General features: G+C 68.5%; 22 protein-coding genes, 1 tRNA gene and 1 other RNA gene. 7 read left to right on the top strand and 17 right to left on the bottom strand.

Annotated features, from left to right (window positions below; all coding sequences use genetic code 11):
* The first annotated feature begins 89 nt into the window (after window positions 1-89).
* Complete coding sequence (gene trxA, locus GONAM_RS09575) at window positions 90-452, top strand: thioredoxin (RefSeq protein ID WP_040535916.1); 363 nt, start codon at window positions 90-92, stop codon at window positions 450-452.
* 101 nt (window positions 453-553) lie between these two features.
* Window positions 554-1,585, top strand: coding sequence for an EamA family transporter (locus GONAM_RS09570; protein ID WP_006866550.1), 1,032 nt, complete (start codon window positions 554-556; stop codon window positions 1,583-1,585).
* On the opposite strand, the gene GONAM_RS09565 is transcribed toward GONAM_RS09570, so the two are convergent.
* Window positions 1,582-2,676, bottom strand: coding sequence for an alpha/beta hydrolase (locus GONAM_RS09565; protein ID WP_006866549.1), 1,095 nt, complete (start codon window positions 2,674-2,676; stop codon window positions 1,582-1,584). The genes GONAM_RS09570 and GONAM_RS09565 overlap by 4 nt on opposite strands.
* Window positions 2,677-2,751: 75 nt before the next feature.
* On the opposite strand from GONAM_RS09565, the gene GONAM_RS09560 reads away from it, so the two are divergent.
* Both GONAM_RS09560 and GONAM_RS09555 read left to right on the top strand, forming a co-directional pair.
* Window positions 2,752-4,053 carry a MurT ligase domain-containing protein gene (locus GONAM_RS09560; RefSeq protein ID WP_083876405.1) on the top strand — a complete coding sequence of 434 codons (1,302 nt, stop codon included), beginning with the start codon at window positions 2,752-2,754 and terminating at the stop codon, window positions 4,051-4,053.
* Window positions 4,050-4,772: a type 1 glutamine amidotransferase gene (locus GONAM_RS09555; protein WP_040535914.1), complete on the top strand. Its 723-nt coding sequence runs from the start codon at window positions 4,050-4,052 to the stop codon at window positions 4,770-4,772. Before GONAM_RS09560 ends, GONAM_RS09555 begins: the two co-directional genes overlap by 4 nt.
* Window positions 4,773-5,074: 302 nt before the next feature.
* On the opposite strand, the gene GONAM_RS09550 is transcribed toward GONAM_RS09555, so the two are convergent.
* The 8 genes from GONAM_RS09550 to GONAM_RS09515 all read right to left on the bottom strand — a co-directional run bounded on the left by GONAM_RS09550 (window position 5,075) and on the right by GONAM_RS09515 (window position 11,295).
* Window positions 5,075-5,800, bottom strand: coding sequence for a uracil-DNA glycosylase (locus GONAM_RS09550; RefSeq protein WP_006866546.1), 726 nt, complete (start codon window positions 5,798-5,800; stop codon window positions 5,075-5,077).
* Window positions 5,801-5,833: 33 nt separating this feature from the next.
* Window positions 5,834-6,394 (bottom strand): uridine kinase family protein, encoded by a 561-nt coding sequence (locus GONAM_RS09545; protein WP_006866545.1) that lies wholly within the window; start codon window positions 6,392-6,394, stop codon window positions 5,834-5,836.
* On the bottom strand, window positions 6,391-7,980 hold the full coding sequence (locus tag GONAM_RS09540) for an alpha/beta fold hydrolase (RefSeq protein ID WP_006866544.1): 1,590 nt from the start codon (window positions 7,978-7,980) through the stop codon (window positions 6,391-6,393). Before GONAM_RS09540 ends, GONAM_RS09545 begins: the two co-directional genes overlap by 4 nt.
* Window positions 7,981-8,061: 81 nt before the next feature.
* Window positions 8,062-8,673 carry a recombination mediator RecR gene (gene recR / locus GONAM_RS09535; protein ID WP_006866543.1) on the bottom strand — a complete coding sequence of 204 codons (612 nt, stop codon included), beginning with the start codon at window positions 8,671-8,673 and terminating at the stop codon, window positions 8,062-8,064.
* Window positions 8,674-8,724: 51 nt separating this feature from the next.
* Window positions 8,725-9,141: a YbaB/EbfC family nucleoid-associated protein gene (locus tag GONAM_RS09530; protein WP_006866542.1), complete on the bottom strand. Its 417-nt coding sequence runs from the start codon at window positions 9,139-9,141 to the stop codon at window positions 8,725-8,727.
* Window positions 9,119-9,448 carry a hypothetical protein gene (locus tag GONAM_RS09525; RefSeq protein WP_006866541.1) on the bottom strand — a complete coding sequence of 110 codons (330 nt, stop codon included), beginning with the start codon at window positions 9,446-9,448 and terminating at the stop codon, window positions 9,119-9,121. The genes GONAM_RS09530 and GONAM_RS09525 overlap by 23 nt, the downstream gene beginning before the upstream one ends.
* Window positions 9,449-9,922: 474 nt before the next feature.
* Window positions 9,923-10,789 carry a pseudouridine synthase gene (locus GONAM_RS09520; protein WP_006866540.1) on the bottom strand — a complete coding sequence of 289 codons (867 nt, stop codon included), beginning with the start codon at window positions 10,787-10,789 and terminating at the stop codon, window positions 9,923-9,925.
* A 68-nt stretch (window positions 10,790-10,857) separates the two neighbouring features.
* Entirely contained in the window at window positions 10,858-11,295 is a 438-nt protein-coding gene (locus GONAM_RS09515) for an SRPBCC family protein (protein WP_006866539.1), read from the bottom strand.
* A gap of 81 nt (window positions 11,296-11,376) precedes the next feature.
* On the opposite strand from GONAM_RS09515, the gene GONAM_RS09510 reads away from it, so the two are divergent.
* Both GONAM_RS09510 and GONAM_RS09505 read left to right on the top strand, forming a co-directional pair.
* Window positions 11,377-12,759, top strand: a complete 1,383-nt coding sequence (locus GONAM_RS09510; RefSeq protein WP_006866538.1) for an FAD-binding oxidoreductase — start codon at window positions 11,377-11,379, stop codon at window positions 12,757-12,759.
* A complete protein-coding gene (locus GONAM_RS09505; protein WP_006866537.1) occupies window positions 12,756-14,075 on the top strand; it encodes a class I SAM-dependent methyltransferase in 1,320 nt (439 codons plus the stop codon). Before GONAM_RS09510 ends, GONAM_RS09505 begins: the two co-directional genes overlap by 4 nt.
* An 85-nt stretch (window positions 14,076-14,160) precedes the next feature.
* Here GONAM_RS09505 and GONAM_RS09500 read toward each other — a convergent pair whose 3' ends face one another.
* The 6 genes from GONAM_RS09500 to GONAM_RS09480 all read right to left on the bottom strand — a co-directional run bounded on the left by GONAM_RS09500 (window position 14,161) and on the right by GONAM_RS09480 (window position 20,799).
* Window positions 14,161-14,856, bottom strand: coding sequence for a M15 family metallopeptidase (locus GONAM_RS09500; protein ID WP_006866536.1), 696 nt, complete (start codon window positions 14,854-14,856; stop codon window positions 14,161-14,163).
* A gap of 32 nt (window positions 14,857-14,888) precedes the next feature.
* Window positions 14,889-17,495 (bottom strand): DNA polymerase III subunit gamma and tau, encoded by a 2,607-nt coding sequence (locus GONAM_RS09495; protein WP_006866535.1) that lies wholly within the window; start codon window positions 17,493-17,495, stop codon window positions 14,889-14,891.
* A 43-nt stretch (window positions 17,496-17,538) separates the two neighbouring features.
* Window positions 17,539-18,999 carry a glycosyltransferase 87 family protein gene (locus GONAM_RS09490; protein ID WP_006866534.1) on the bottom strand — a complete coding sequence of 487 codons (1,461 nt, stop codon included), beginning with the start codon at window positions 18,997-18,999 and terminating at the stop codon, window positions 17,539-17,541.
* A 112-nt stretch (window positions 19,000-19,111) separates the two neighbouring features.
* Window positions 19,112-20,386, bottom strand: coding sequence for an aspartate aminotransferase type Ic (locus tag GONAM_RS09485; RefSeq protein ID WP_006866533.1), 1,275 nt, complete (start codon window positions 20,384-20,386; stop codon window positions 19,112-19,114).
* 71 nt (window positions 20,387-20,457) lie between these two features.
* Window positions 20,458-20,552, bottom strand: an RNA gene (ffs, locus tag GONAM_RS22390) — signal recognition particle sRNA small type.
* A 158-nt stretch (window positions 20,553-20,710) separates the two neighbouring features.
* Window positions 20,711-20,799, bottom strand: a tRNA-Ser gene (locus GONAM_RS09480).
* Between the two features lie 80 nt (window positions 20,800-20,879).
* On the opposite strand from GONAM_RS09480, the gene GONAM_RS09475 reads away from it, so the two are divergent.
* Window positions 20,880-21,728 carry an NmrA/HSCARG family protein gene (locus tag GONAM_RS09475; RefSeq protein ID WP_006866532.1) on the top strand — a complete coding sequence of 283 codons (849 nt, stop codon included), beginning with the start codon at window positions 20,880-20,882 and terminating at the stop codon, window positions 21,726-21,728.
* A gap of 73 nt (window positions 21,729-21,801) precedes the next feature.
* Here the strand turns inward: GONAM_RS09475 and GONAM_RS09470 are convergent, their stop codons facing one another.
* Window positions 21,802-22,884, bottom strand: a complete 1,083-nt coding sequence (locus GONAM_RS09470) for a DNA polymerase domain-containing protein (protein WP_006866531.1) — start codon at window positions 22,882-22,884, stop codon at window positions 21,802-21,804.
* Between the two features lie 2 nt (window positions 22,885-22,886).
* Window positions 22,887-23,939 carry an ATP-dependent DNA ligase gene (locus GONAM_RS09465; RefSeq protein ID WP_006866530.1) on the bottom strand — a complete coding sequence of 351 codons (1,053 nt, stop codon included), beginning with the start codon at window positions 23,937-23,939 and terminating at the stop codon, window positions 22,887-22,889.
* Between the last annotated feature and the right edge of the window lie 58 nt (window positions 23,940-23,997).

Here is a 23,997-nt window from a genome sequence, read left to right as displayed (position 1 = left end):
CCCAGCCCCCTGAGGTGCGAGGAGCGCAGCGACGAGCTCGAAGGGCCCCGGCAAGGAATGTCTCCACCCCCGTATCCGTTGTGCGGGTCATGGCAACACAAGACGTGACCCTGGAAACCTTCCAACCCACCATCGAGGCCGACGGCATCGTGCTGCTCGACTTCTGGGCGAGCTGGTGTGGCCCGTGCCGCATGTTCGGCCCGGTCTTCGAGAAGGCCTCGGAGGCCCACTCCGACATCTTCTTCGGCAAGATCGACACCGAGGCGGAGCAGCAGCTCGCCGGAAGCCTTGGCATCCAGTCGATTCCGACACTGATGGCCTTCCGCGACGGCATCCTCGTCTTCAACCAGCCGGGAGCACTCCCCGCCGCACAGCTCGAGGAGCTCATCGGCGCGGTCGAGGCACTCGACATGGACGACGTGCGGGCGCAGGTCGCCGCCGCGCAGCAGTGACACGCTGACGCGCACCGAGGAAGGATTGTTCAGTAGATCTGAACAATCCTTCCGTTTAAATTCGATTGTTCTTCATGGCACTGACTCGGACGATGGTGACCATGTCGACTCGTGACCGATTGCTCGCCCTCTGTGTCGTGTTCTTGTGGGGACTGAACTTCGTGGCGATCCACCTCGGTCTCGAACACTTCCCGCCGTTCTTCCTGGCTGCGCTGCGCTTCGCCGTCATGGCGATCCCGGTCATCCTGTTCGTGCGCTTCCCGAAGGTCCGGCTCAAGTGGTTCTTCGTCTACGTGGCGGGGTTCGGGTCGGTGCAGTTCATGTTCCTGTTCCTGGCGATGAGCCTGGGCATGCCGGCCGGACTGGCCTCGCTCGTCCTGCAGACATCGGCGCCCTTCACGGTGATCCTCGGCGTGCTGTTCCTGCGTGAGCGGATGACGGTCGCCCAGGTGGTGGGCCTGCTGGTCGCCGTCGGCGGCATGGGTCTGATCGCCTTCGACCGTGCCACCGGCAGCGACATCGGTGTGGCCGCACTCCTCCCGATCGGACTCACCATCCTCGGCGGCCTCAGCTGGGCGATCGGCAACATCGGCGGCCGGCTGGCGCAGCCCGACGACTCGTTCCGCATGACCATGTGGATGGCCGTCGTCGCAACTCCGCCGCTCTACCTGGCGAGCCTGATCATCGAGGGGCCGTCCGCGGGCTTCGACGCGCTGATGACGATCGGCACGGACACCGGGCTGCGTGCGCTCGGCGGACTCATCTACCTGGCCGCGCTGGGGACCCTCGTCGGCGCGGGCCTGTGGACCGTGCTCCTGAGCCGCAACGACGCCAGCCGGGTGTCGCCGATGTCGCTGCTCGTGCCTGTGGTGGGCATCAGCGCGTCGTTCGTCTTCCTCGGCGAGGTCCCGACGGTCGGCGAGATCGTCGGTGCCGTGATCGTCGTCTCCGGCTGCGCGGTCGGCGTGATGGCCCGGCCGCAGTCGCGCAGACGCCGGCGGGTTGCGGCCGAGGCTGCAGCAGCGGCCACGGCTACCACGAGCATCACCGACCCTGGCGCGGACACCACGAGCACGGTGCCGTCAACCGACGACGACCTCACGTGCGCTGCGACAGCCGCCCGCGACCGCTAGCCGGCGATCTCCTCCTGGCCCGCCGACGCTGCCTCCTCGAGGGCTCTCCGGACCTCGGCACACATCCGGTCCACCGCCGCGCGTGCACCGGAGCTGATGAGCGTCATGTTGATGAACCCGTGGATCATCGACCCCTCCCGACGCAGCGTGACCGGGACCCCCGCCTCCTCGAGCCGCTTGGCGTAGGCGAGGCCTTCGTCGCGCAACGGGTCGAAGCCGGCGACGACGACGTGAGCCGGCGGCAGTCCGCTGAGGTCGTCGGCGAGCAGCGGCGAACAACGCGGGTCCTTGCGCTGCGCGACGTCGGGCACGTAGCGGTCGTTGAACCACTCGATGCCGTCCCTGGTCAGGAAGTACCCGTTCGCGAACTCACGACGCGAGGGGGTGTCCGCGGTGGCGTCGGTGACCGGGTAGATGAGCAACTGGAAGACCGGTGTGATCGGCTCGTCACGGACGAGTCGTGCGACCACGGTCGCCAGGTTGCCGCCCGCGCTGTCACCGGCGACCACGATCCGCTCGGGGTCGAGACCCCACCTCGGTGCGATGTCGACGGCGAAGTGCCAGGCCGCGACGGCGTCGTCGACGCCGGCGGGGAACGGGTGCTCGGGTGCGAGCCGGTACTCGACCGACAGGACGTCGAGTCCGGTGCCGTGGGCGAGCCGGCGCACGAAGGTGTCGTGGCTGATGCGGCTGCCCGTGACGAAGCCACCGCCGTGGTAGTAGACGATGAGCCCGTCCGACTCGGTCGACGACCGGTAGCGCGTGGCCGGGATCGGACCGTCCGGACCGTCGATGACCAGGTCTTCCTCGACCGCCATGGGCGGCAGGTTCTCCGCCATCGACGCGCCGCTCTCGTCGGTCGCGAAGCGTGACCGGGCGACCTCGCCCGCGAACGGGTTGAGGCCGGGGACGTGCTGGTTGGCCCAGCCGATCGCGGCGAGTTCGGGCGCAACCCGTTCGCCGTCGGAGTTCACCGGCGCCCGCCGGCCGAGGACGGCCATCGCGGCGTCGGGAATCTTTCCCGCGGCGATCAGCACGCCCCGCTGGATTCGCGCGGGCAGGGACAGGCTCAGATGGGTGTCACGGCTCACAGTCGCCGAGCCTACTTGCTGGTCGGCGGTCAGCACGAGCAACCCGGGGATCGACGCTGTGGAACACTCGTGGCCATGCCCGACCGCCCATCGTCCGCCGGATCCGCATCTCGCAAAAGCACCCGTGTGCCCGCCCGCACCTCGGTCGCGTTGGCCGCGGCCGCAGCGGCTCGCTGGGCCTCGCGCACCGCGGGCCGCGGCAAGGGTTCGATGATCGGCGGCCTCGTCGCCGCCAAGATCGATCCCGACATCATGCGCCGTCTCGCCGCCGGCAAACGCTCCGCGATCGTCACCGGCACCAACGGCAAGTCGACGACCACCCGGATGACCGCCGCGGCGATGGCCGAACTCGGCGAGGTCGCCACACAGGCCGACGGCGCCAACATGGACGCCGGCATCATCGCGACCCTCACCCTCAGCCGCACCGCGCCGCTGTGTGCGCTGGAGGTCGACGAACTCCACGTGCCGCATGTCAGCGACGCGGTCGATCCCGAGGTGCTGGTCCTGCTGAACCTGTCGCGGGATCAGCTCGACCGGGTCGGCGAGATCAACATGATCGAGCGCAGGCTCCGCGAGGGCATCGCCAGTCACCCGTCGACCACCGTGGTCGCGAACTGCGACGACGTGCTGGTCACCTCCGCCGCCTTCGACGCTCCGCACGTGGTCTGGGTGGCTGCGGGCGCGAGTTGGGTCGGCGACTCGGTGAGCTGTCCCCGTACCGGCGAGCCGATCGTGCGGTCCGCGGACGGCTGGCAGTCCACCGGCGACGAGAACTTCCGTCGACCCACTCCCGACTGGTGGTTCGACGACGAGAACATCTACGGCCCCAACGGCTTCTCGGCCCCGCTGACCCTGGCCGTCCCGGGCCGGGCCAACCGCGGTAACGCGACCCAGGCGGTGGCGGCCGCCGTCGCGATGGGCGCAGACCCTGGAAAGGCCGTCGCCGCGGTCGGGACGGTCGGCGAGGTCGCGGGCCGCTACGGCGTTCACCAGATCGGCAACCACTCCGTCCGTACGCTTCTCGCGAAGAACCCGGCCGGTTGGCAGGAGGCCCTGTCGATGATCGACCAGGACGCCGACGGACTGGTCATCGCGGTCAACGGACAGGTTCCCGACGGCGAGGACCTCTCATGGCTGTGGGACGTGCGATTCGAGGCCTTCGAAACGATGCAGGTGGTCGCCGCCGGCGAGCGGGCCGCCGACCTGTCGGTGCGCCTGCTCTACGCAGGTGCCGAGCACACCACGATCCCCGACCCGATGGCGGCGATCGCCTCGTGTCCACCCGGACGCGTCGAGGTACTGGCCAACTACACCGCGTTCCGCGATCTCGGGATCGCCATGGAACGCGCGGCACGTGCACGAAAGGCCGAACAGTGAGCGAGTCGACGCTGCGGATCGGGCTGGTCCTGCCCGACGTCATGGGTACCTACGGCGACGGCGGCAACGCCCTCGTCCTCAAGCGTCGCGCTCTCATGCGCGGCATCGACGCCGAGGTCGTGCACATCACGCTCGACGACCCGGTGCCGGACTCCCTCGACGTCTACACCCTCGGCGGCGCCGAAGATTACGCGCAGCGTCTCGCCACCCGCCACCTGACCCGCTACCCCGGCCTGCAGCAGGCCGCTGCGGCGGGACGCCCGGTCCTCGCGATCTGCGCGGCCATCCAGGTACTCGGCCACTGGTACGAGACCTCGGCAGGTGAACGGGTCGACGGCATCTCGCTGTTCGACCTGACCACCGCACCGCAGGAGAAGCGCAGCATCGGCGAGCTGGTCATCGACCCCTCCCTCGCCGCCCTCACCGAACCGCTCACCGGTTTCGAGAACCACCGCGGCGGAACCACATTGGGCTCCGACGCCAAACCGCTCGGGCGGGTCAAGCACGGCATCGGCAACGGCGTCGGCGACGGCACCGAGGGCGTCGTGCAGGGCAGCGTGATCGGCACCTACATGCACGGTCCGGCCCTGGCCCGGAACCCGGAACTCGCCGATCACCTCCTCGCCACGGCGATGGGCGTCGAATCGCTTGCGCCGCTCGACCTCCCGGAGGTCAGCCGCCTGCGCAAGGAACGCCTCGCCGCCGGGCGTCGGCGCTAGGCGCCACCTGACCTCGATACGGCCCTCGGGTAGCCCCTCGAACCTACTCGGCCGGCAAAGGAATCCGCTGGTTGAGCAGGCGACGAGCGCAGCGAGGAGCCGTGTCGAAACCAACCGGAGTCGTCACTCCCCCAACGCGATTCCCGCCGATGCCGCGGCGGCTTTCAGCACGTCCACGAGCGCAGCGAGGACGGGAGACCCCGCTGGTTGAGCAGGCGACGAGCGCAGCGAGGACGGGAGACTCCGCTGGTTGAGCAGGCGACGAGCGCAGCGAGGAGCCGTGTCGAAACCACTCGTACCACTTACTCCCCCAGGTCAATCCCCGCTGACCTCGCCGCCGTCTTCAGCACGTCCACGAGCATCTCGACGGTCAGCCGTCCGGTGAAGGTGTTGTGCTGACTGACGTGATAGCACCCGAACACCTCGAGGTTCGCATCGTCGCGGGTCAGGATCGTCGACGCCCCGTGCCCGAACTTCGGCGCCGGCCGCGGCACCGTCCAGCCGAGTGCGCCGAACGTACGCAGCGTCGACTGCCAACCGAAGGCCCCCAGAGTGATCACCGAACGGACTGTCGGAGCGAGCAATTCGAGCTCACCGTGCAGCCAGTGCGAGCACCGGTCCCGTTCTTCGACGGTCGGCTTGTTCTGCGGCGGAGCGCAGTGCACGGGCGCGGTGATCCGGGTGTCGAACAGTTCCAGTCCGTCGTCCATCGACACCGAATGCGGCTGGCTCACCAGACCGGCGAGATACATGGCGGAGAACAGGAAGTCACCGGATTGGTCACCGGTGAACATCCGGCCGGTGCGATTGCCGCCATGGGCGGCCGGGGCCAGCCCCACGATCAGCAACCGCGCATCCGCCGGACCGATGCCCGGGACCGGCCGTCCCCAGTATTCCTGATCGGCGAACGCCCGCCGCTTCTCCCGTGCCACCTGTTCGCGCCATTCGACGAGCCTCGGGCATGCGCGACAATCGATCAGCTGCGCGTCGAGCTCCGCAAGATCACGAAACCGCCGTCGGGTGCCCATATCCGACAGTAACCGCGAGCGGCGGCCGGTCGCTCAATCCAGCACGACGCAGCGTTCGCGGGTGCGGTCGACGGCGAACCAGCCGCGTTCGAACTCCTGCCATTGCTGCAGGTGCACCCGTGACTTCTCGCCGTCCCGCGCGACGGCCCGCTCCAGACGTTCCGCCTCGGTTCCGCCGTCGAGCCACAGGGCGTGGGCCAACCGGTCGGCGATCCGGCGCCGCGCCGATGACACCCCCTCGATGATCAGCAGCGGCTGCCACTCGATCCACACCTGAGGTCCCGGCGTCGCGACGCCGTCGCGCCACACTCGGGGACGGTAGCGGTAGTCCCGTCGCCGGCCGAAGGAATGCAGCACATCCGCTTCCAGCTCGGGCCACCAGGCAACCGGATCGTCCCAGGTCGCGAAGTCGTCGGTGCGCACCAGCGTCACCCCGGCGCCCCGTTCGCGTAGCTGCGCCACCAGCAGATCGGCGACCGTCGACTTCCCGGCCCCGGACGGGCCGTCGATCGCGACGATCCCCGAGTCGAGCTGGGCGGCGAGTTCGGCGACCCGCGCACCGATCGCCGGGGCGACGATGTCGGACGCCGTCACCGCACCCTCACACCCGTGAACAGGCCCGCCGGGAGCTTCGTCAACGGCGCGGTGATCGGCGCCTCCGGGACCCGGGTCACGTCTGTCCGACCGGTCCGCAGGTACTCGGCGATCGCGGCGTCGAGCGGCCGGTTCGCACGGCCCAACTGCCCATGGTCGCCGCCGCCCACGGTGATCAGGTGGCTGTCCATCTGCCGGCGCATGACGAGGCTGCCGCGATACGGCGTCTGGGGGTCCCCGACACTCTGGATCTGCAAGGGGCGGACGGCGAGTCCACGATTCCGGATCGGGATCGGACGGGTGAGCGGAGCAGCTCCCGCACAGGCCATCCCCGACCGGTAGATCAAGCCGGGCGCCTCGAACGGATCGGCGGTGACGTAGCCGGTGATGAACGCGGCGAGGCTCGACGACGGGTCAGCCGGTGCCTGGTTCTCGTTGCACAGGACGGCACCCTGCATGTCCTGTGAGATCGACGCGGCTTCGAGCACCGCGGGTGGGGGCTCGGCGAGCTTTCGGGTTGTACCGGCCGTCATCATCGCGATGACCGGCCAGCTGTTCCGATCGGGCGCGAACGCCTGCGTCAGGATCAGCAGCCCCGAATTCGCCTGTACCGAACCGGGTGTCAGCAGTGTCGCGGCGAAGTTCTCGAACCGTGCACGCGCATCCGCGGTGAGGTCGGTGCCGGCGATGTACTGGTCGGCGACGGCACGGAGGCCCGGCGGAACGTCCCCGACCTGTGCCGGCGGCGCGACCAGTGACGGCGGAACACCCGCCTCGGCACTGACCCGGTCGCTCCACTTCCGATACACGGCAAGCGGAGTCGTCCCCAGCCGGTAGATGTGGTCGTGACCCGCTATCCACGCCATCATGGCGTGGACGCGAGCCTTGTATCCGGGGGTCTGCGCGTCGAGGAGAGCGTTCCACACCAGACTGGGGTCGAAGCCGGAATCGAGGACCAACCGGTCGACACGCTTGGGGAACAACGTTGCGTAGGTCCCGAAGAGCAATGTCCCGTAGGAGATCCCGTACAGACTGATCTTGGTCTCGCCGAGCTTCCGGCGAACCACCTCGATGTCACGCGCGGTGTTCTCCGTGGTCAGTGTCGACCCCAGGCCGGGCGTGCGCCGCGCACATCGATCACGGTTGAGTTTGCCTGCGGCGGTGTAGATCTCGGGTTCCGACCCGCTGATCGGCGAACACTTGAGCGGCGTGCCCGACACCAGGCCCCGGGGCTGCACCGCAACGAGATCCCACTGGTCGCGTACCTCGTCCGGCACACGCAGCTGACTGAACATCGCGATCGCGTCGCCGCCGGGACCTCCCGGATTGCCCATCAGCACACCGCGCCGCTGCGACGGTTCCCGCGCGGGAATGCGACTCACGAGGAGCTCGATCGTGGGTCCGCTCGGATCGGCGTGATCCAGCGGGACCTCGACCGCAGCGCAACGGACGTTCGCCGGGACACCGTGGACGGCGGGACACGACGTCCAGTCCAGTTCGGCTTCCGCAGCCGCCGCGGGCGGCACGGCGCGCGCCGTCTCCAGCAGACCGGCCGCGGCCACCGCGGCCACGACCAGCGCGATCACCCGGACTCGTTGACGCCCCCGCTTCAGCGATATCACTCCCCGACCCTAGCCGGGCACACGAGAACCGTCTGCGTTTGGTCCTCAGGCCAGGATTCGACGGCCCGACAGCGCCCGGCCGAGGGTCAGTTCGTCGGCGAACTCGAGGTCGCCGCCCATCGGCAGACCCGACGCCAGGCGCGTCACCGACAGCCCGGGGAAGTCTTTGAGCATGCGCTGCAGGTAGGTGGCGGTGGCCTCGCCCTCGGTGTTGGGGTCGGTCGCAACGATCACCTCGCTGACGTCGACCCCGTCCTCCTGATTGGCGAGCCGACGCAGCAGCTCCCGGATGCGAAGCTGGTCGGGTCCGATCCCCGACAACGGATCGAGGGCCCCGCCGAGCACGTGATAGCGGCCGGTGAACTCCTTGGTCCGCTCGATCGCGTGAACGTCCTTGGGTTCTTCGACGACGCAGATCTTGGTGGCGTCCCGTCGTGAGTCGGAGCAGATGCGGCACAGCCGATTCGCCGAAACGTTGCCGCATTCGGCGCAGAACACGACGTCGTCGCGGACGCGACCGAGCGCCGCGACGAGCCGGTCGATGTCGGACTTCTCCCCGGCGAGCAGGTGGAATGCAATCCGCTGCGCACCCTTCGGACCGAGCCCCGGCTGCTTGGCCAGTTCGTCGATCAGATCCTGGATCGGTCCTTCATACATCGCGTGCCCGGGTTCTCTGGTGTGGTGGGAAGGATCGCGCGGCGGGCGCGATCAGCCGCCGAGCCCGGGGATGCCGCCGCCGAGGCCTCCGGCCAGCGGGCCCATCTTCTCGCTCGTGAGCTGCTCGCGCTTCTGCGACAGGTCGGAGAGCGCGCCGAGCAGCAGATCCTGAAGGGTTTCGACGTCCTCGGGGTCGACGACCTTGGGGTCGATGGACACCGCGGTCACCTCGCCGGTGCCGTTGCCGGTCACGGTGACCAGGCCGTTGCCCGCGCTCCCGACGATCTCCGCCGCGGCGATCTCGTTCTGTGCGGACAGGAGCTTCTCCTGCATCTGCTGCGCCTGTGCCAGCAGACCCGCCATCGGGTTCTCGCCGCCCTGGCCGCCGCCGAACAATGCGCTGGGATCGAATGGTTGCGTCACGCCGTCCAGGGTAGCCCCCGGGTCAGCGCAGCAATCGATCGACATGCGCGGCGATGTCGTCGACGCTCACCTCGTCGACCGGGCTGATCTCGAAGGACAGCACCTCGTCCCCGAACAGATGACCGGCCCGTCGTGTGAGCGAGAACTCGAAACGGTCGCCGACGCGACGCCACTCGACGATCCCGCCGTAGACGGGCGCACTCGCCCCGGTGGTGACGCAGTGTTCGTCGGCGCGCGGGCCGCCGGTGAGGTCCCGCTGGATCTGGAAACACGCCAGCGACTCGTCGTCAATGAACACGACGGCCTCGCAGCCCAGGTCGGGGTGTCGTTCGTACGACGCGCGGATGGTCACGGTCGCCAGGGTAGTGGTTTCGATACGCCTCGTCGCTGCGCTCCTCGGCTACTCAACCAGCGTTTCCGCCAGCCCGAGGGTCGTCACCCCGCCGGCCGAGTAGGTCCGAGGCGCAAGCCGAGAGCCCGCCACCCCGCCGGCCGAGTAGGTCCGAGGCGCGAGCCGAGGGCCCGCCACCCCGCCGACCGAGTAGGTCCGAGGCGCAAGCCGAGGGCCCGCCACCTACGCCGGCCGAGTAGGTCCGAGGCGCAAGCCGAGGGCCCGCCACCCCGCCGGCCGAGTAGGTCCGAGGCGCAAGCCGAGGGACCATCACCCCGCCGGCCGAGTAGGTCCGAGGCGCGAGCCGAGGGCCGTATCGAGGTCCGCCGCTGAAAAACGCCCCTGACATCGACCCTCCAGGAGTCCACCGCGGACGATATGTCGGCGCCGGTTCGCTGGAGGGTCGAAGTCAGGGGTGGATTTCGGGGGCGGTTTTCAGAACGCCACCGAGCGACGGCTCTCGAACCGACGCTCCGTTCCGTCGAGCGGGTCCGTGAACTCGAGAGCATGTGCGACGAGCCGTAGCGGGGCCGAGAAGTCTCCGTGGTCCGGGCGCTCCGCGAGTTCGGGCCGGACCTCGGGATACAGCGGGTCGTCCGCGATCGGCACACCGAGCGACGACATGTGCAACCGCAGCTGATGGGTGCGTCCGGTGTGCGGCACCAGCCGGTAGACGCCGCCGCGTTCGGTCTGTTCGACGAGGGCGATGTCGCTGATGGCATTGACCGGGCCATCGACGACGCGAGCCCGCAGGTCACCGGCGGTTTTCTCGATCCGGTCGCGCACGGTGACGGTCTCGGCGAGTCGCTCGTCGACCGGCGCCAGCGCGCGGTACTCCTTGCGTGCCGACCGGGAGGCGAAGAGGTCCTGGTACGCCGCCCGGACCTCGGGACGCAGCGTGAAGAGCAGTACACCGGCGGTGAGCCGGTCGAGGCGGTGGGCCGGCGAGATCGTGTCGCTGCCCAGTTCGCGGCGTAGCCGGACCAGCGCGGTCTGCGTCACGTGCCGCCCCCGCGGCATGGTGGACAGGAAGTGCGGTTTGTCCACGACGACGATGTTCTCGTCGCGGTAGAGCACCGGCACGTCGAACGGGATCGGGACCTCGTCGGGCAGGTCGCGGTACAGGTAGAGCGAGACGTTCAATCGCGACGGCGCGTCGAGGTCGACGGGCCGACCGTCGGCATCGACGATCTCGCCGGCCACGGCACGGGCGTGCAATTCCTCGATCCCGAGACCCGCAAGGCTCGGCGACGCCAGCAGTGCCTCGGCGACGGTGGATTCCGGCCCCGCCCGCAAGACCACCCGCGTCGAGTCGACGCCGTCCCGGATCGGGAGCGGCGAGGGCCGGGCCCGACCCCTCCTCCGTGACGTCAGTTCTCGAGGCGCTTCTTGAGATTGCCGAGCACCTCGGCCTGGATGCGGTTGATCGCCTTGGGCGCGAAGGTCTTCTCGAAGAAGCCGCCGATGCCGCCGGCGCCCTTCCAGCTGGTGGTGGTCGTGACGCGCGAACCGCCGGCCGACGGGGCGACCGTGTAGGTGGTCACCATGGTGGAGTTGGCGTCGCGCTCGGTCACGGTGTCCGGGGTCACGCTGACGGTCGCCTGGACGTCGCGCTGCCGCTTCTCGGAGGCCTGCAGGATCCAGTGCACGACGGTGCCGTCGCCGTTACCGCCACTGATGACCTTGTAGTCGCGGTAGTGGGCCGGGAGGATCGCCGGGCGCACGTCGTTGTAGTCGGCGAGGGCTCCGATGACGGTGTCCGGGGCGGCGGTGATGTCGATCGACTGCGATGCGGAAACCTGACCCACGATGGAACACTCCTCGGGACGAAACGATTGGCGGGCGAACTGATCAAGTCCTAGGCTAACCGGGTGAGCTCTGGCTTGGAGATGGGGGGACAGGCATTTGACCAGGGGGTGTCCACCCTACTGGCCAGCTATCGTGCCATCCCTCCGAACGCGACCGTGCGCCTTGCGAAGAAGACGTCGAACCTCTTCCGCAAGCGCGCAGCCAATCCACATCCCGGACTGGACGTCTCCGGACTCGACCGGGTGATCTCGGTCGATCCCGACGCCCGCACCGCCGACGTCGCCGGGATGTGCACCTACGAGAACCTGGTCGCGGCGACCCTGCCCTATGGTCTGGCGCCCCTGGTGGTCCCGCAACTCAAGACGATCACCCTCGGCGGCGCGGTGACCGGCCTCGGCATCGAGAGCACGTCGTTTCGTTCCGGGCTGCCGCACGAGTCGGTGTCGGAGATCGACATCCTGACCGGCGACGGGGAGATCATCACCGCGACGCCCACCAACGAACACGCCGACCTGTTCTTCGGCTTCCCCAACTCTTATGGGACGCTGGGTTATTCGGTCCGCCTGCGCATCGAGCTGGAGCCGGTGAAGCCCTACGTGGCGCTGCGTCACGTGCGGTTCACCTCGATCGCCGAGCTGCAGGCGACGATGGAGACCATCGTCACCGAGAAGACCTACGACGGCGAACAGGTCGATTATCTCGACGGAGTCGTGTTCTCCGCCAACGAGTCCTACCTCACGCTCGGACGCCAGACCGACGAGGAGGGCCCGGTCAGCGATTACACCGGGATGGACATCTTCTACCGGTCGATCCAGAACAAGACCACCGACCGTCTGACGATCCACGACTACCTCTGGCGCTGGGACACCGACTGGTTCTGGTGCTCACGTGCTTTCGGGGCCCAGAACCCGAAGATCCGCCGCTGGTGGCCGAAGCGCTACCTGCGCAGCAGCTTCTACTGGAAGCTGATCGGACTCGACCAGCGCTGGGACATCGGCGACCGCCTCAACGCGCGCAAGGGCCTCCCTCCGGGTGAGCGGGTCGTCCAGGACATCGAGGTGCCGATCGAGCGCACCACCGACTACGTCGAATGGTTCCTGGGCAACATCCCGATCGAACCGATCTGGTTGTGCCCGCTGCGTCTTCGCGAACCGGCCCTGCCGGCTTCGGATCCGGCGCGCCCGTGGCCGCTCTATCCGCTCGAACCGCGGCGCACCTACGTCAACGTCGGCTTCTGGTCGGCCGTGCCGGTCACCCCGGGCGATCCCGGGCACACCAACAAGATCATCGAACGCAAGGTCGCCGAACTCGACGGCCACAAGTCGCTGTACTCGGAAAGTTTCTACGAGCCGGAAGAGTTCGACGAACTCTACGGCGGAGAGAGTTATCGGCTCCTGAAGAAGCGGTACGACCCCCGCGGCCGCCTTCTGGACCTCTATGCGAAAGCGGTGAAACGCCAATGACGACATTCAAAGACGCACCGACCGGTGCGGAATCCCAGACCGGGAAGATGTCCCTGTCGGAGATCTTCGAGACCCTCCTGGGCGGCAACTTGTCCATCCGGATCTCGGCGTACGACGGCAGCAGCGCAGGCCCGGCCGACGCCCAGTACGGCCTCAACCTGAAGACCCCGCGCGGCACCACCTACCTCGTCACGGCGCCCGGCGATCTCGGCCTGGCCCGCGCCTACATCGCCGGCGACCTCGAACTCGTCGGCGCGCACCCCGGCGACCCGTACCCCGCACTGAAGGCGCTCGCCAGCGATCTGGACTTCCATCGTCCGTCGCCGCTGGCCCTGGCCCAGATCGCGCGCTCGCTCGGCATCGAACACTTCAAGCCGATCGCCCCGCCGCCGCAGGAGGCCGTGCCGCGCTGGCGTCGATTCGCGGAAGGATTGCGCCACAGCAAGTCTCGTGACGCCGAGGTCATCCACTACCACTACGATGTCTCGAACACCTTCTACGAGTGGGTCCTCGGTCCGTCGATGACCTACACGTGTGCGGTCTACCCCGACCGCGACGCGTCGCTCGAGACCGCCCAGGACAACAAGTACCGCCTCATCTTCGAGAAGCTGCGCCTCAAGCCCGGCGACCGGCTCCTCGACATCGGTTGCGGTTGGGGTGGAATGGTCCGCTACGCCGCCAAGCGCGGTGTGCACGCCATCGGTGCGACGCTGTCGGCCGAGCAGGCCGAGTGGGCGCAGAAGGCCATCGTCGACGAAGGACTCTCCGAGTTCGCCGAGGTGCGTCACAGCGACTACCGCGACATCACCGAATCCGGTTTCGATGCGGTGTCGTCGATCGGCCTGACCGAACACATCGGTGTCGGCAACTACCCCGCCTACTTCGGCTTCATGCGCGACAAACTGCGTCCGGGCGGGATGCTGCTGAACCACTGCATCACCCGACCCGACAACGCGAGCCGCAGCAAGGCCGGCACGTTCATCGACCGCTATGTGTTCCCCGACGGCGAGCTCACCGGTTCGGGCAAGATCATCTCGAAACTCCAGGACATCGGCGGCATGGAGGTGATCCACGAGGAGAATTTCCGCGAGCACTACGCGATGACGCTGCGCGACTGGAACATCAACCTCGTCGATCACTGGGACGAGGCCGTCGCCGAGGTCGGCGAGGGCACCGCTCGCCTGTGGGGCCTCTACATGGCGGGCTGCCGGATCGGCTTCGACCGCAACATCATCCAGCTCCATCACGTGCTGGCCACCAAGCTCGACGACCATGGCGGCCATCAGGTCCCGCTGCGGCCCTGGTGGAACGCCTGAGCCTGCCGCTCGACCAACGAGACCCCGTCGGATGCCCGGCGGGGTCTCGTCGTTCAGGCCCCCGGATCGTTCACCCCGGGACGTCTCAGACCAGCGGGACGTCGACGATCGGCCGGCGCACGTCCGCGCCCGGGCCGTCGAAATGCCAGCACTCACCGGCGTAGACGGTCAATCCCCCGGCGGCCATCGCCTGGCGCAATCGGGCCCGCGCCGCCTGCGCCGACGTCGAGACCCCCTGCGTCGCATACGCGGTCGCGCGTGGGGTGAACGAGTCGAAGTCGGTGCCCATGTCGACGCGACAGAGATTGCCGACCTTGCGCGGGGCAGGACAGGCCGGGGCACGGACGGCCAGGGTCACGTCGACCGAACGTCCGGTTTCGTGGCTGGTCGAGTACGGTCCGGGGGCGGCGACCCACGCCGGGTCGGGAACCTTCTGGAACATCCTCTGCTGCACCGAATGCGGTCGGTAGCAATCCCAGAACACCAGCGTCTCACCGCGGGCCCGGAGTTTCTGGGCCGCGGTCCTCAGACCCGGAGCCATCGACTCGTGCACGAGACAGCGCGCATTCGGCGGGTACAACCGCTCACCGACGAAGTTGTCGGTCGTCGCGTAGCGCAGATCCAGCACCGCGTCCGCGACGACGGTCTTCACGTCGACGAGTCCGACCGCGCGGGCCTGCTGGTCGGCGGGAGCCGCCTCGGCACAAGCCATCGACAGCGTCAGCGCCGCCACCACCGCTGCCGGCGCCGCGGCCAGGCGTAGGACCGATCGGATCTGCATCTCTGCGTTCTACCAGCCCTTCGTCCCGACGGTCACTCGATCGGCCGTGCCCCGAGCTCGGACTTGAGGAGTTCGAGCGCGACCTGATCTGGGTCGAGGCGCTGCTCGGGCGCCCCGGTACGCGCGTCGGCGACCATCTCGGCTCGCTCCTCGTCGGGGATGTCCTCGTCCGCACGAGGCGGTTCGGGCTCCTCCGGCTCGGCCACCGGCTCGGGCGGCGGCGGCGCGGCCGCCGACTGGTCACGGGACCGACTTGGGCGTGAGTACGACTGCCGGGGCTTGGCCTGCTGTTTCGCTGACTGTGCGCCGGCGGCCGCCGACGGCGCGACCGCCGTGCCCGGGGCCTGGTGCACCGTCCGCACGTCCAGCGGTGTGCCGAAGACCTCCGCGAGAGCCTCGCGGATGATCGTGACCGCGTGCGGCGCCGAGAGTCGTCCGACGAGCACCTCGACCGGGTGTCCGAGCACCACCGTCGTGCCCTCGAGGTCGGCGATGACCGCCGCCGACAGCATCGGCTCGAGACTCTTGGAACGCTCCCGCACCGCGGCCCGGATCTCCGGGTAGCGCTTGCGGATCGCGTCGGCGTCGAGCCCGCCCGGGGTAACCGGTTCTGGTTCCGGTTCCGGTTCGGGCTCCGGCGCGGGGCGCTTCGCCCGGGCCGGCATCGCATCGGGCGGCGGAACCGAGTACTCGTCAACCGGCTCATCCGGCAACGGGATGTCGTCGGAGTAGGCCGACGGAGCCGGCTCGGCCACAGGTTCCCGGGTCGGCTTCGGGGCCGGTTCGGCCACGGGTGCACGCGAGGGCGGTTCCGGCGCCGTGGGGGTTCCGCCGTTCCGGACCGCCGGGCGTACGGGTTCGGCAACCGGCTGCGCCGGCGTGGCGGGCTCCGCTTCGGGTTCGTCCCAGGGGACGTCGAGAGTCGGTGCAGCAGCGTCGACTTCGGGAGTCTCGGTGTCGGTCGTCCCGGTGTCGAGATCCCCGAGATCGAGCCCCTCGGGTTCCGGAAGCGCGTCAGCATCGGGCAGGGCGTCCGGATCGGCGATGGCGTCGGGTGCGGGCTGCTCGACGATCAGCTCCTCGAGCATGTCCGCGTCGTCGGTCTCGACGGCTGCGGCTGCGTCGGCCTGCGGTGCGGCAGCAACCGGCTCCGCGGCGGGCGAGGCCGGTTCGGGCTCAGGAACCGCAGGTGTGGCGGCGGGTTCGGCCGGCCCCGGTTCGGCCGGCACGGGCTTCGCCACCGGCGCAGGCGGTTCGGGTGCGGTGGGTTCCGGTGCGGTCGGCATCGGGGGCGGAGCAGCGGCCGGGGCAACCGGCGCGGATGCAGGCGGAGCAACGGGGGTGTCGGCCTCGGCGGCCTCGGCCGCAGCGCGACGTGCCTCCTCGGCGGCCTTCGCCTCCTCCATCGCCTTGCGCTGCGACGGACGCACGAACTTCGGTTCCGGTTCGGGCTCAGCAGGTTTCGCGGGCACCGGGATCGATGTGGTGCCGATCCCCGACTCCAGACGCTCGAGCCGCTGCAACAGGGCCGCGTCGTCGTTCGACACTCCGGGCAGCAGCATGCGCGCGCACATCACCTCAAGGAGGAGTCGCGGCGACGTGGTTCCGCGCATCTCGCCGAGGGCGTCGTGCACGATCTCGGCGAAGCGTGTCAGCGACGCGGGACCGAGCGTCTCGATCTGGCCCCGCATGCGTGCGAGCTGGTCACCCGGTGCCTCGACCAGGCCGCGGTCGGCGGCGTCGGGGACGGCCTGCAGCAGGATCAGGTCGCGGAGCCGTTCGAGGAGGTCGACCGCGAAGCGTCGAGGGTCGTGACCCGCGTCGACGACCTTCTCCACGGCGCCGAACAGCGCTGCGCCGTCGGCCGACGCCAGCGCCTCGACGGCGGTGTCGATGAGTGCGACGTCGGTGACGCCGAGCAGTGCGAGGGCGCGCTCGTAGGCGACGCCCTGGTCGTCGGCGCCGGCGAGGAGCTGATCGAGGATCGACAGCGAGTCACGCGGCGAACCACCGCCGGCACGGATGACCAGCGGATAGACCTCGGGCGCGACGGTGACGCCCTCCCGCTCGCAGATCTTCTCCAACAGCCCGCGCATGACCGGCGGGGCGAGAAGACGGAACGGGTAGTGGTGCGTACGCGAACGGATCGTCGGCAGCACCTTCTCGGGTTCGGTCGTCGCGAACACGAAGATGAGGTGCTCCGGCGGCTCCTCGACGATCTTGAGCAGCGCGTTGAAGCCGGCGTTGGTCACCATGTGCGCCTCGTCGACGATGAACACGCGGTAGCGCGACTCGGCCGGCGCATAGAACGCGCGGTCGCGCAGCTCGCGGGTGTCGTCGACGCCGCCGTGGCTGGCCGCGTCGAGTTCGATGACGTCGAGGTTGCCGGGACCGCCGGGGGCGAGAGCCACGCACGACGTGCAGGTGCCACAGGGACGCGAGGTGGGGCCCTCGACACAGTTCAACGACCGCGCCAGGATTCGCGCCGACGACGTCTTGCCACACCCGCGCGGACCGGAGAAGAGGTACGCGTGATTGATGCGCCCCGAGTCGAGGGCACGGCTCAACGGATCGGTGACGTGCTCCTGCCCCACGACGTCGGCGAAGGTAGCCGGGCGATAGGTGCGATACAGAGCCACGCGTCGAGAGTACCGGCGACCCGTGACATCGGATGCGCCTGCCTCACACTGCGGGCGACGCCCCGGTCTCGGGTGCTTCACCCATCGACTCGCCGGCGGTTCCGACCAGGTCATCGGCCATGTCGTCGGCCAGGTTCAACAGCTCGTCGTCGGCCCGTACCGACGGTTCGACGACCCGCGGACTCCCGCCCTCCGACGGCTCGGTGGGCAATCCGCCGTCGGCGATGACCGCCGCCGCGACCCCCGGGGCGATGACCGCGGCCGGGTCGGCTGTGGTGGCCGAACGGGAGCCGAAGACCCGAAGTGCGACGACCGTCGCGATCAGGATTCCGACATACGCGAACAGATAGGGACTGACGGTGAACCAGTTGAGCCAGGTGACCCGCGTCTTCACGTAGAGCCCGGTGTAATAACCGTCGGGCACGAGCGCCGGGACGTGCGTCGGCCACGCGAACGCGAGCAGGACGAGCGCCACGGCCCCCACCGCCGCCAGGCCACGCTCGACCTGGCTTCGTCTCAGGTCGAGGGCCAGGTGAACCCCGATCACCACGATCGGGGTGAACCACACCCAGTGGTGCCCCCACGACATCGGCGACACCACGCATGCGGTCATGCCGACGATGGTGATCGCGAGCAACTCCTGGCCCCTGCGGTGGGCGTAGGTGGCGATCGCGAAACCGGCGACGAGGGCGGTGAGCGCCAGGGCTCCCCACAGGAGGGTCGACGGGTGGTCGGTGTCGAGATGGTTGGCGAGCATCCCGCGGATCGACTGATTACCTCGCAGCTGCGCCGAGCCGACGCGTTCGGACTGGAACAGCTTGCCGGTCCAGTAGGCCCACGAGTCACGCGGAAGGACGACGAACCCGATCGCCACCGTCATGACGAAGCCGCCGATGACACCGAAGAACGCACGCCAGTTGCGTTGCACCGCGTAGTAACCGGCGAAGATCAGCGGCGTCAGCTTGATCCCGGCGGCGATGCCGGCACCCACACCCTTGGTCCTGCTGGTGTCTGGACGGGTGAGGTCGGCCAGGATGAGCAGCATCAGGAAGACGTTGATCTGGCCGTACCAGATGGTGGTGCGCACGGGCTCGAGCAGCATCGCCACCGCGACGAGCGACATCGCGATGACCCGCAGCGGCCAGCTCACCGACCGGCCCAGGCTGCGGAAGCTCAGCATGACCACGAGATAGAGGGCGACCACGATGCCCGCGGTCCACAACCATCGCGCCACGTCGAACGAGATCCACGCGAGCGGGGTGAACAGCAGCGCCGAGAACGGCGAATACGTGTAGTCGAGGTCGCCGATCATCTTGACGTCGTACAGGCTGGCGCCCTCGGTGACCGCCTGAGCACCCTGCCGATACACGGCGAGATCGATCTGGTTGTTCAGCAGACCCCAGAACTGGGCTCCCCAGGGCACGACAACGTCCTGGAGGGCGAGTGCGATGACCCCCACGATGGCGAAACCGGATGCGAGAAGAACCGGCCTGGGCAGATTCACGATTTACAAGAGTGGCATAAGAGTCGGTGCATACCGGCTCACTCGCCGCCGAATGAGAGCTATCTAACGCCTATTCGGCGTTTGAGAGCGGCGTGTCGGCGAGACGAGTGGCTCAGCTGCGCTCCGCCAGCAGGGTCTCGGCCGAGGCGAGGAGCACACACGTCGCGACCCCGTCCATCGCGGCCCGCAGGTCGTCGGTGTTCGGGAAGGTCGGCGCGAGGCGGATGTTCCGGTCGTGCGGATCGGTCTTGTACGGGAACGCCGAACCGGCGCCGGTCAGCGCGATCCCGGCTTGCTTGGCCAGTTCGATGGTGCGTCGGGCGGCGCCGTCGACGACGTCGAGGCTGATGAAGTAGCCGCCCTCGGGTTCCGACCACGAGGCGACCTTCGACTCGGCCAGGCGGTCTTCGAGGATGTCGAGCACCAGCTTGAACTTCGGCGCCAGGATCTCGCGGTGGCGGGCCATGTGGGCGCGCACGCCGTCGGCGTCGCCGAAGAACTTGAGGTGACGCAGCTGGTTGACCTTGTCCGGGCCGATGGTCTTGAAGCCGAGGTACTTGCTGAACCACGCGAGGTTCTCGTCCGACGACCCGAAGAACGACACGCCGCCGCCGGCAAAGGTGATCTTCGACGTCGAGCCGAGGACATACACGCGGTTGGGATGACCGGCCTCGGCGGCCATCTCGAGGACGCGCAACGGCGTCGGCGGGGCCTCCACGAGGGTGTGCACCGCGTAGGCGTTGTCCCAGTAGATGCGGAAGTCGGGTGCCGCGGGCATCTCGAGCAGACCGCGGGTGACCTCTTCGGAGAACGTGACGCCGGTCGGGTTGGAGTAGGTGGGTACCGCCCACAGACCCTTGATGCTCGGGTCGTTGGCGACGAGCTCGGCGCAGAGGCGCACGTCGGGGCCGTCGGGAAGCATCGGGACCGGGATCATCTCGATGCCGAAGCTCTCGGTGATCGCGAAGTGACGGTCGTATCCGGGGGCCGGGCACAGGAACTTGATCTTCTGACGGCCCCACGGCTCGTCGGAGTCGGCGGTGCCGTGCAGCAGGCCGAAGACGGTGAGGTCGTGCATGAGCTCGAGGCTCGAGTTCCCGAACGCGATCAGGTTCGCCGGATCGACGGCGAGCAGCTCGCCGAAGATCTCACGCAGCTCGGGCAGGCCGTTGAGCCCGCCGTAGTTGCGGGTGTCGGTGCCCTTGCCGTCGCGGTACTCGTCGCCGGGGAGCGACAGCAGTGCGTTGGAGAGATCGAGCTGTTCGGGAGCGGGCTTGCCGCGGGTGAGATCGAGTTTCAGACCCAGAGCGGCCAGCTCGTCATAACGCTTCTTCAGATCCGCCTGGGTGTCACGTAGTTGGTCGGCACTCATCGAGTGGTAATTCAACGTCTGGACCTTCCGCGGCACGACGCCGGTGCGGGTGTCCGACGCCGCAGACCTGAAATATGAATCTGGGATATAGGGGACCCCGCGCACCCGAGAGAGCCCGTTGACCCTTGCTGCCTTCCGGCCCTGGGGGAGTTCACAGGATGCACGCCGCGCGGGATCCGTCGTCCAGTGTAGCGAGGGTTCACAGACGGGTGACACCGGGTGGTCACCACCCCTCGGCGGCCCCGGTCTGCGCAGGCGATGCGGGTGTTCGGCACCCGGGGATACGACGAAGGTCCGCGGTGCGACTCCCTTGCGGGGTTGTGCACCACGGACCTTCGGTGGCGGAGGATAGGGGATTCGAACCCCTGAGGGCTGTTAACCCAACCCGCGTTCCAGGCGAGCGCCATAGGCCACTAGGCGAATCCTCCAACGTCGAGATGATAGCCGCCGGGCGCTCCCACACCCAAACCCGCTTGCCAGGCGCTCGGTCGGCACTAGGGTCGGGGTCATGTCCGATTCCTCTCCCATCGTCGTGATCGGAGCAACCGGTGGACAGGGCGGCGCCGTCCTCGACGCGCTGCTCGACGCCGGTTTCGCGGTGCGCGCGGTCGTCCGCGACGCCGTGTCGTCGAAGGCTGCGGCGCTCGCCGACCGTGGTGTCGAACTCACCGTCGGCGACCTCGTGAGTGGCGTAGGCCTCACCGATGCGTTCACCGGGGTGGCGGGCGCCTTCGCGCTGACGACGCCGTTCGAGTCCGGCGTCGGCGCCGAGGTCGCCCAGGGCACCGCGCTGATCGAGGCGGCCACCGCGTCCGCGCTCCCCTACCTCGTCTTCTCGTCGGTGGCCTCCGCGGACCGTGACACCGGAGTCCCCCACTTCGATTCCAAGTTCGAGGTCGAGCGGATGCTCGCCGCCACCGACATCCCGCACACGATCGTCGGGCCGGCCTACTTCTACGACAACCTGCTCGCCGGGTCCGACGCCCTCGCCGCCGGCGTGATGCCGATCGCGATGCCCGCGGACAAACCGCTGCAACAACTCTCGCGCCGCGATCTCGGCCGGTTCGTCGCGACGCTGTTCCGGGATCCGGGCGCGTACACCGGTGAACGCATCGACCTCGCCTCCGACCAGCCGACGCCGGTGGAGATGGCGCAAATCGCCGGCGACGTCCTCGGGACCAGAGTGAGCGCGGAATCCTATGATCCCGACCGCATCCCGTCGCCCGACATGAGCGCCATGTTCCGCTTCCTCGGCGATCGCGGCTACGAGGTCGACATCCCCGCACTGCACCGCCGGTTCCCCGGCGTCGGGTGGCAGACCTTCGCCGAGTGGGCCGCCGAGGCGCTGCGCGGCTGACCCGCGAATCTTCCGTATGACGTCGAACCCGGAAAGCGGGCACAACGTCATACGGATTGGATCCCAGGGAGCGTCAGTCCCCGATCCGGTTGCCCTTCTCGTCCCAGTGCTCGGCGACCTTCTTGCTGGGCTGCACACGTGGCGGCTCGCCGGGCATCTTCGGGTAGCTGGGCGGATAGGGCATGTCCGCCAGCCCGTTCGCGTCGTCCTCCTGGACCATCTCGAGCAGGTTCTCGATGCCGCGGCGGTGGTCGGCGATGCCAGCCCACGGATCACCGCGATCCTCCAGCAACTTCGGGACGGTGGCCATGGTGCAGTCGTCGGGATCGACATCGGCTAGTTCGTCCCACGTCACCGGGGTCGAGACCCGGCCGATCGCGCTGCGGCGGACGGAGTAGGGCGAGGCCATCGTGCGGTCGCGGGCATTCTGGTTGTAGTCGATGAAGATCCGTTCCCCGCGTTCCTCTTTCCACCACGAGGTGGTGACCCGGTCCGGGTCGCGGCGTTCCAGTTCACGGGCGATCGCGATGACACAGCGCCGCGTGGCGATGAAATCCCACAGCGGCTCGATGGGGACGTAGACGTGAATCCCGCGCCCACCCGAGGTCTTCACGAAGCCGGTGAAGCCGAGCTCGTCGAGCAGTGGTTTCAGCCCGTCGATCGCCACGTTCCGGACGTCGTCGAAGGTCGTGCCGGGTTGCGGGTCGAGGTCGATGCGGAGCTGGTCGGGATGGTCGTTGTCCGGGTGCAGGGTCGGCCAGGTGTGGAACGTGACCGTCCCCAGGTTCGCCGCCCACACCAGATCGGCCGGCATCGTCGGGCGGATGGCGTCCCCGGTTCGTTTGGACGGGAACACGATCGGCGTGGACTGCACGTGCTCAGGCCGCTTCTTCGCGATGTGCTTCTGGTAGATCTCCTCCCCCTCGACACCGTCGGGGAAGCGTTGCAGAAACGTCGGCCGGTCGCGCGTCGCGCGCATGAGCGGCCCGTCACCGCTGTCGTCGACGCCGAGCGCGAGCGTCCGGTAGTAACCGACGAGATCCCGCTTACGGCCGCCGTTCTCGCCGAGCTCGGGGAAGTAGATCTTGTCCGGGTTGCTGAGACGGACGGCGACCCCGTCGACGTCGAGCTCTTCTGCGGGAGAACGTGATGCCATGGTCATTCCCCTTCGAGGACGTCGTGCAGGTCGTAGGTGAGCGGAACCTCTAACTGGTCGTAACCGCAGCTCTCCGGGTCCCGGTCGGGGCGCCAGCGGAGGAACTTCACGGTGTGACGGAAACGCTGGTTCTCCATCTGGTCGTAGGCGAACTCCGCGACCAGTTCGGGACGAATAGGAACCCACTCCCCCGACTTCTCCGACCGCCAGCGGGTGGGTTCACCCGGCGACGGCTTGTCCGGGTCGAGACGCATCGGCTCGAACATCTCTTGCAGTTCAACACGTTTGGCGTCGGAGAACGCACCCGCTCCCCCGACCATGTGCAGCTCGCCGTCGTCGCCGTAGAGCCCGAGCAGCATAGAGCCGATCCCCCTGCCGGACTTGTGGATTCGGTAACCGAAGATCACGCAGTCCGCGGTCCGCTTGTGTTTGATCTTCAGCATCTCGCGCTTGTTCTCCACGTAGAGGCCGTCGAGTCGCTTGGCGACGACGCCATCGAGGCCGGCGCCCTCGAAGGCGGAGAACCAATCCTCGGCGACCGAGGGGTCGCCGGTGACCCGGCTGACGTGCATTCGCCGATCGCGGCCGCCGGGTCCGACCGCACGCAGCAACGCCTCTCGACGGACCTCGAACGGTTCGTCCTTGACCGACGTCGATTCCAGCGCGAGTGCGTCGAAGCCGATGAAGATCGCGGGTGTCTTCTCGGCGAGCATGTTGACCCTCGACTCGGCGGGGTGGATGCGCTGGGCCAGCGAATCCCAGTCGAGCCGATGCGTGTTGCCGATGAGTGCGGGCACCCCGATCTCGCCGTCGAGGACGACCTTGTCCGGCAGCTCGGCCTTCGCCGCGGCCACGATCTCCGGGAAGTACCTGGCCAGGTCTTTCCCGCCTCGGGAACCGATCACCACCTCGTCCCCGTCACGGAAGATCAGCGCGCGGAAACCATCCCACTTCGGTTCGTACGACCACGCCGTCTCACCGTCGGGCTGCTGTGGCACAGCGGTGACCGCCTTGGCCAGCATCGGGGCTACGGGCGGCATGACGGGAAGATCCATGGCTTCACTGTTCCTCACTTCTCCGGGCGCTGGCAACGATCCGCCCGGAACTCCGGGA

This window comes from Gordonia namibiensis NBRC 108229 (assembly GCF_000298235.1).
GTDB lineage: Bacteria > Actinomycetota > Actinomycetes > Mycobacteriales > Mycobacteriaceae > Gordonia > Gordonia namibiensis.
The sequence above is the reverse complement of the archived record's forward strand: the minus strand, read 5'-3'. Positions and strand labels throughout refer to the sequence as shown.